The organism is Paenibacillus sp. J5C2022 (genome assembly GCF_025567625.1).
Classification (GTDB): domain Bacteria; phylum Bacillota; class Bacilli; order Paenibacillales; family Paenibacillaceae; genus Pristimantibacillus.
The window spans coordinates 70,938-78,536 of sequence record NZ_JAOQJC010000036.1 but is presented as its reverse complement, the minus strand read 5'-3'; the positions used below and the strand labels follow the sequence as shown (position 1 = coordinate 78,536).

Below are 7,599 nucleotides of genomic sequence, written 5' to 3'. Positions count from 1 at the left end.
GGCTCCGATTCGAAGCTTACTGAGTTACTTTGCTTTGCAGGGGACCCCGGAACTTATAATTTCTATATTTCTGAGAAAACCTCTAACGAGGCCCTTCGAAGATGAGCGGCCTAAAGTTTGCAAAGCAAACTCGCTTCGGAAGGATAAGTTGGTTTTATCGCCTAGACGCCTTTCACTACCGCCATCGGCTTGCACTTCGCCACAACATCCGCGAGCATAGCGCCCGTGACGCTGTCAATGATCTGGTCGACATCCTTGTAAGCCTGCGGACATTCATCCAGTATCGTCTCCAGCGTGCGGTGGTTGACCAGCACTTCATCCTCGGTCCCCACCTTCATGGATTGGCGGAATTCATCCACCGTGACGAGCTCCTTCGTCGCCCGGCGGGACCGGATGCGCCCGGCGCCATGGCAGATGGAGTAGAAGTTCTTCGCGCCTTCCTCCCGGCCGACCATAATATACGAGGCGGTGCCCATGGAGCCCGGTATGAGAGCGGGATGGCCCGTCGCCTTATAAGCCGGCGTGTTCAGGAAGTGTCCCGGCGGCAGTGCGCGCGTCGCTCCCTTGCGATGCACCAGCATGAGCTCCTTGCGGTGAAATTCCTGCAGTGCATAATTATGCATCAGATCGTACAGCACCGGCAGCTCCATCTCCGCATCCAGCACATCGCGGAACGCCTGCTGCACGCCGAAAGCGATCATATGCCGATTGCTGACGGCGAAGTTCAGCGCAGAGTACATCAGATTCAGATACCGCTTGCCTTCCGCGCTTGCGATAGGGGCATAGATCAATTGCGGGTCGGGGTTCGTAATGCCCCAAGCGTCCATAGCCGCCTTGATCTCTTTATTATGCTCGCGGCCCACCATCGCGCCCCATGCTCGGGAGCCTGAATGAATCATGACGACAACCTGCCCGTCGAACATGCCCCATTGCTCTGCAAGCCGCCGCATACCTTCCGGTATTTCCAACGCTTGCAGCTCGATGAAGTGATTGCCGCCGCCAAGCGAGCCCAGTTGCCCGTGGGCATGCTTGTGGATTTTGGGCGGCAGCTGCTCCAGATACTGCTGATCGTATGCAAAGGCTGCATGCTCGACATGCGTCAGCCAGCGCTCGTTCGGCACATATTTCTCCGGCAGTCCCTTCAGACCGTGGCGGACAACCTCCATAATGTCGATATCCGCGTAATTCGTATTGGTCCGCTCATTCGTCGGGACATATTGCTCAATCGCGTTCATGATCGCTCTGCGCAAGCTCTTATCCATCAGATCCCGCTTATGCAGCGGGGTAAGATGGACCCTCATGCCGCAGCCGATATCGGAGCCGACGATCGATGGCGATACGCAGCCATCCTTCATTCGCCATACCGCCGTCGTGCCGATGCACGTTCCGACGCCCACATGAGCGTCCGGCGTATAGCTGATATACTGGTTGCGCGGAATACGCAGGTTATTGTCCGCCATCTCGTACACTTTGCCCTCGAACGTTCCGAACACCTCTTCATTGGCGAATACATGAAGCTTGCCGTTGTTCAGTTCCCATTCGTAGTGATTATTGCCGTGGTATTTATATTGATGGTTCATCGTGCTGATTCCTCCCGTTACACTCCCGCGGTCATCTGGGGTGGCGTATGCATTACACAGCCAGCTTCTTATCTTTGCCAGCCGCCCGCCGCTCGCTCTTCCCCGCTTGCCGCTTCCTGTTGCCTCTATCATGCCTGAATTCTCCTCTTGCGAACATGGTGAAAGTATTACGACTTGGCAAATTTCTGCACGCATTTACTCTCTTCTTCTTCTCCTGCTACAATAGTCTGGAAAGGAGCGATGTAGGCGGATGGCCAGAGAAAGCTTCGATAGAGAGATTCAATACTTGCGCATGCTGGCGCTCACTAGCGGCGCATATAACCGCCAGCAGTATGCAGAGCGCCTCGGCATCTCTGTGCATACATACGACAAGATGGCCCGGCGGCTGAAGGAGATCGCTAGCACCGTTCAGCAAGCGGGACCGGCTAAGACCGACAAGGACTTCGGCGATATGCTGCGTTACAGCTATCCCGATTCCGCCGATCCCGTGCTGCTGTTCCTGTTCAAGGGAAAATCGTTGAAGGAATCCGAAAGCCAGCGCTTGTCTCTTCTGCTTACGGCCATGCAGGACAGCCCGCAGACTGCGCTCCAACTGCTTGACATCTGCTGCGAGGGAATGGATGAAGTTCTTTCCTTACCGGACGAGAAGACGATTCGCGGCGACCTGAAGTATCTGGAGGGTGTCGGCGTTATTCAGAAGCTGGGAAGCTCGCGTCCGTATCGCTATCAGCTGCGCAACGACTGGATCAGCGAGCTGACTGCGGACGAGCTGCTGGACCTGTACGATTTCGTCGATATTATGGCCAACACCCAGCTCCCCTCCGTACAGGGCTATCTGCTTCGGGACAGTCTGAAGAAGCAGCTGCTTCGGGACGGATTCAAGGATGATCACGACGGGCTTGAAGCCGCGTTGTACAAATACCATTTCTACTCCCGCATTCTGGACGAAGCTCATCTGTTCAGCCTCCTGCAAGCGATCGAGGAGCGGCGCCGCGTCTCGTTCCTGTACTTCACCCCGAAGCGCGCGACAAGCTACGCCTCCCGCAATACGAATCCGCTCTACGAGAGGGATAACATGGGCAAGCAAGTGTCGCTTCTCCCGTTGAAGATCGTCTATGACCACCAGTACGGCAGATGGTATCTGCTAGGCTTCAGCCGCGGACTGAACGTGCAGAAGTTCCGGATGGAGGGCATCACGCAGCTGGCTGTCACGGATGTCGTGCCGGAGGACGAATATTCGGAGAAGCTGGAGCTGCTGGAACGTCGCGTGAAGCATAGCTGGTTAATCGATACGGGCCGCAAGGTGCTCATTCGCCTGAAATTTTACAATCCGGGACCGTCTATCCCGAACTTCGTGAAGGATCGGGTGCGGCATCAAGGCCAGTGGGGAACGATTACCGAGGAGCAGGAAGAGGGGTTCATCTACGAGATTGAAGTGAACGGAACGACCGAGATCAAGCCATGGATCAGAAGCTTCGGCTCCAGTTGCGAGGTGCTGGAACCGGCTTGGCTGCGGCAGGAGCTGGTTGGGGAGTGGAAGGAGATCGGAGCATACTATGAGCCTCTTTGAGAAAATATTCAACTATCAAATTCTGTCGCGGCTTCATGACAACGGCACATTCATGACTACCTCCCATGAACGGAGCTGGCTGAAGGGGATGCTAGCGCACGAAGCGGCGGCCGAGGCAATGCTGCCGGATACGCTGGACAAGCTGAAGCGGCACTTGGCGGAGGAGGCCATGCCGGATTGGGACCGGCATCTGCTCATGAAAGCTGCAGGGCGGGAAACGCAAGTCTATCACCCGCTTATCCGCCCGCTGCGACGGGCCATCATGAAGGGATGCCTGCTGCAGTTGGATTACGGCGTGAAGGATGGGCGATGCCATGAGCATGTTGCCGCCCTTCCTTACAAGCTGGAATATTCCATGGTGAAGCGTGAATGGTACTTGCTCTGGCTTCACGTTCGTCAGCGCATGATGATGAGCACCCGGCTTAGCAAAATAGTGGCGTTTCGGGAGACGGAATGCTCGCAAGAACAGTATGCGGAGCTGCTTGCCACCGTCAAAAAGCGGCTGGCAGGCAAGCAGACGTCGGCGATTATCCGCATCGTGCCGGAATATAATGAGGAGCTGTCGCGCATTTTGTACGCATTTTCACCTTTTGAGCGCGATATGGATTACGACGAGGAAACCGGCGAATACCGGATTACGCTCTATTTCGCCAAGGATGAGCTGGAGTATGTGCTGTCGAAGCTGCGCTTCCTCGGCAAGCGGGTGCAGGTGATTCAGAATGAGCGGCTCATCCAGCGCATGCGTCAAACGGTAGAGTGGGTCATGGAACGATATGGCGAGGAGAGGGAATCATGAGCGGATCGACAGCCAATCATATATATCATGCTGCGACGCACGTGTCGCCTTCACAGTCAAACTCACTTCAAGACGACAGACTGGCGACATCGGCATCATATGCCGGTGTTCCACTCGCACTCGCCATTGCCGGCTCGGATAGCGGAGGCGGCGCGGGCATTCAAGCCGATCTGAAGACATTCCAGGAGCTGAGTGTGTACGGCATGTCCGTCATTACGGCGGTAACCGCGCAGAACACGCTTGGCATCAAGGGCATCCACGAGGTAGGCACGGACGCCGTTCTACAGCAACTGGATGCCATCGGCGAAGACTTGACGCCGCATGCGGTGAAGACGGGCATGCTTGCGAGCGGCGATATTGTGCATGCCGTGGCGGATAAGCTCGCGCAGTACGGCTGGCGTAATCTGGTCATCGATCCCGTCATGCTGGCGAAGGGCGGATCGACGCTGTTGCGCAAGGAAGCACTGCATGCTTTGACGCATCGGCTAATTCCGCTGTCACGCGTCATCACTCCCAATGTGCCTGAGGCGGAAGAGCTGGCCGGCATGACGATTACGAGGCTGTCCCACCGCGAAGAAGCAGCCAAGCGCATCCGTCAGATGGGTGCGGCATGTGTAATCCTGAAGGGCGGGCATGATCCCGCCACGAAGGACAAGGTGGTAGACATGGTCTACGACGGGGCTAACTTCCACTATATGGAAGGGCGGCGGATCGATACGCCGCATACCCATGGAACGGGCTGTACGTACTCGGCGGCCGTAGCTGCGGAGCTGGCTAGAGGACGCGATGTGCTCGCAGCCGCAAAGGTTGCTCGGGCGTTCATTCAAGCCGCCATCGAAGACGGGCTGCGTATCGGCGGCGGACAAGGCCCGACGAACCACTTCGCCTATCGCAGGCGGCAAAGCTAGGCCGGCCAAGCGGTTAGGGACACTCTTGGTGCGGCTATGCGATCATTTTGAGCGATAGCGCACACTTGGGGCTCTCTTTCGGCAGCTATGTGAGCATAATGAGCGATAGAAGGCGACTTTGCGGCGGACGGGGCACGATTGGCGGGGCTATGTGAGCATAATGAGCGATAGCGCACACTTTTCAGCTCTTTTGCAGGGGCTATGTGAGCATAATGGGCGATAGAGAGCGACTTTAGGGCGGACGGGACACTTTTGGCGGGGCTATGTGAATATTTTGAGCGATAGCACACACTTGGGGCTCTCTTTCGGCAGCTATGTGAGCATAATGAGCGGATAGAGGGCGACTTTGCGGCGGACGAGGCACGATTGGCGCGGCTATGTGAGCATTTTGAGCGATAGCGCACACTTTTCTACTCTTTTGCAGGGCTATGTGAGCATAATGCGCGGATAGAGGGCGACTTTGCGGCGGACGGGGCACGATTGGCGGGGCTATGTGAGCATAATGAGCGATAGCGCACACTTTTCAGCTCTTTTGCAGGGGCTATGTGAGCATAATGGGCGGATAGAGGGCGACTTTGCGGCGGACGGGGCACGATTGGCGGGGCTATGTGAGCATAATGAGCGATAGCGCACACTTTTCAGCTCTTTTGCAGGGGCTATGTGAGCATAATGGGCGGATAGAAGGCGACTTTGCGGCGAACGGGGCATGGTTGGCGCGGCTATGCGATCATTTTGAGCGATAGCGTACACTTTCCAGCTCACTTCCGGCAGCTATGTGAGCATAATGAGCGATACAGCCCAGTTCCCCCTTCTCCCATCCCCCCTAACCTACTCATCTACTCATCTACTCATATACTACTCCGGCATAATGCTCGAGAAGATCTCTGATGAGAAGGAACGCCTCTCCATTCGTTAATGCGGCTTGATTACCCAATGACTCCACCCGTTCGCGATTTACCCACCCCCTATCCAGCAGCACATCAAGCGCATGTCCCCGATCCGCCTTCACCCCCGCTGCCGCGCACATGATATAGGCTGCCTCCTGTAATTTCAGCGATTCCCCTTCAATAACCGATGCTTCACGAGTCCCCGCGCCATCCAAATCATCAGACATTCTTCGGAAATATTGTGGATGTATTACCGCCAGCTTCCCCACCATCTCTTGAAAACGATGCGTACCGGCCGTCCCATCCAGGTTCCAGCGATCATTGCTGTAACCGCCTGTCGTCAAGTTCATGCTGACAGCGGCCAGCAGCCCTCGATATGCCGGGTGCTTCATATACGCCGGCTCGACCAAGTCATGCATGACCAAATCCATGCCTTGAGACGAAAGCCGCTCCTGCAGCATGCGGACCGCTTCCTTCGACCGCGACAGCTCGCGGACGGTTATTCCCCGCTCCAGTGCCAGCTTCGCGGCTGCTCCCGCCGCTTGTCCCGTTGCCATTCCCAGCGGAATAACGCGCGCACTTCCGTGCGGCAAGGAATCAAAGCTCGCGGAACGCCCTACAACGAGCAGATTATCGACCTTGAGCGGTACCAAAGCGCGGTACGGCACGCCGTATTGCAACGGCGCCATCATGACTGCTCCGTTGTCGTGGCGGTTCAGCCGCTGAATGTCCACTTCGTAGGAGCCATAAGCAATGGCATCCCAATGGTCGCGATTCTCCATTACATCCGCCATCGTGAGGCGGTATTCTCCTTGTATGTGCCTCGATTCCCGTACATATAGTTCGGGAGCCGTTCCCGCGTAGTCTAGCTGCTCCAATTCCTTGAAGCTTCGTTTCAAGTATGCAGCGATTTTGGGAGCTTCCTCGCGTCCGATCCGCATGCCCTCCGCTCGCGATGACGCATCCAGCGGGTCGACGTCGAATAGATGCATCGCATTGATCAGGACAGTACCGTCATTTTGCCGTCCGATATTCAGCCCGCGCAACGCTACGCGTTCCGGGCGCGACGAGACATATCGGCTTGCCTCGGGGAATCCCCATGCGCTTCTGTCGTCCCGCCCTGTGTCCTTGCGTCTGCCGATCGCCTTCCAGCTTTCATCGGTAATGCCACGCATCTTGAAGACGAGGGTAACGGCCATTCTGGACGACGGATCACCCAGATCCTCGCGTCCGACCGTATAAGGCACACCCGCCATCGCAGCAATATCCGCATCTTGCGTCGCATCTACGACGACGGAAGCGTGAACCCGCTCAACCTTTCCCGCAGCATCCGTTATCTCCAGCCCTTCCAGCTTCCCATTACGCACAATCGGCTTCCAGTCCTGTAGCTTCAACTTGACCGTAATATTCTCCTCATGATCCACCAACTGGCGGAACGCCCCTCCCGCGGAGACCACATCAATCGACGTACCTTCCAGACGATCATACCATTCTTGGAATATCCCCCTGTTCAGAAAACGGTGCCCGCTTCGTCCTTGCTTCTTCACCGGAGAGTAGTTCAAATCCAGCGAGTTTAGCCACCCAAGCGTAATGAGCCCACCTATCTCTTCACGCCCCTTGCCGTCCGCCAGCAGCACCCTCAACCCATTTCTCGCAGCGGACACGGCCGCCGCTATCCCTTCCGGGTCTGTCCCTGCCACGATAACGTCATAGTGTTCCTGATATGACTGCGCATTAGCGGCAGGCGCAGGGACAAACAACATGGCGAGAAGTCCTGCCAACACACATCCAACTGCTACTTTGCTATACATCATGCCTCCATCATCCTCCCTGACCATGATCTTCCGACTGGGCTTAT

Annotated in this window: 5 protein-coding genes; 3 read left to right on the top strand and 2 right to left on the bottom strand. The window is 56.4% G+C overall.

Features of this window, described 5'->3' with window-relative positions:
* Nucleotides 1–161: 161 nt before the first annotated feature.
* Nucleotides 162–1,580, bottom strand: coding sequence for an RtcB family protein (locus tag M6D81_RS23880; RefSeq protein WP_262679678.1), 1,419 nt, complete (start codon nt 1,578–1,580; stop codon nt 162–164).
* Between the two features lie 250 nt (nt 1,581–1,830).
* On the opposite strand from M6D81_RS23880, the gene M6D81_RS23875 reads away from it, so the two are divergent.
* Genes M6D81_RS23875 through thiD form a run of 3 tightly spaced genes read left to right on the top strand, consistent with a single transcriptional unit; the run spans nt 1,831 to nt 4,854 of the window.
* A complete protein-coding gene (locus M6D81_RS23875; RefSeq protein WP_262679675.1) occupies nt 1,831–3,150 on the top strand; it encodes a helix-turn-helix transcriptional regulator in 1,320 nt (439 codons plus the stop codon).
* Complete coding sequence (locus M6D81_RS23870) at nt 3,137–3,946, top strand: WYL domain-containing protein (protein WP_262679674.1); 810 nt, start codon at nt 3,137–3,139, stop codon at nt 3,944–3,946. The genes M6D81_RS23875 and M6D81_RS23870 overlap by 14 nt, the downstream gene beginning before the upstream one ends.
* A complete protein-coding gene (thiD, locus tag M6D81_RS23865) occupies nt 3,943–4,854 on the top strand; it encodes a bifunctional hydroxymethylpyrimidine kinase/phosphomethylpyrimidine kinase (protein ID WP_262679673.1) in 912 nt (303 codons plus the stop codon). The genes M6D81_RS23870 and thiD overlap by 4 nt, the downstream gene beginning before the upstream one ends.
* 844 nt (nt 4,855–5,698) lie before the next feature.
* On the opposite strand, the gene M6D81_RS23860 is transcribed toward thiD, so the two are convergent.
* Nucleotides 5,699–7,555: an FAD-dependent oxidoreductase gene (locus M6D81_RS23860; protein ID WP_262679672.1), complete on the bottom strand. Its 1,857-nt coding sequence runs from the start codon at nt 7,553–7,555 to the stop codon at nt 5,699–5,701.
* Between the last annotated feature and the right edge of the window lie 44 nt (nt 7,556–7,599).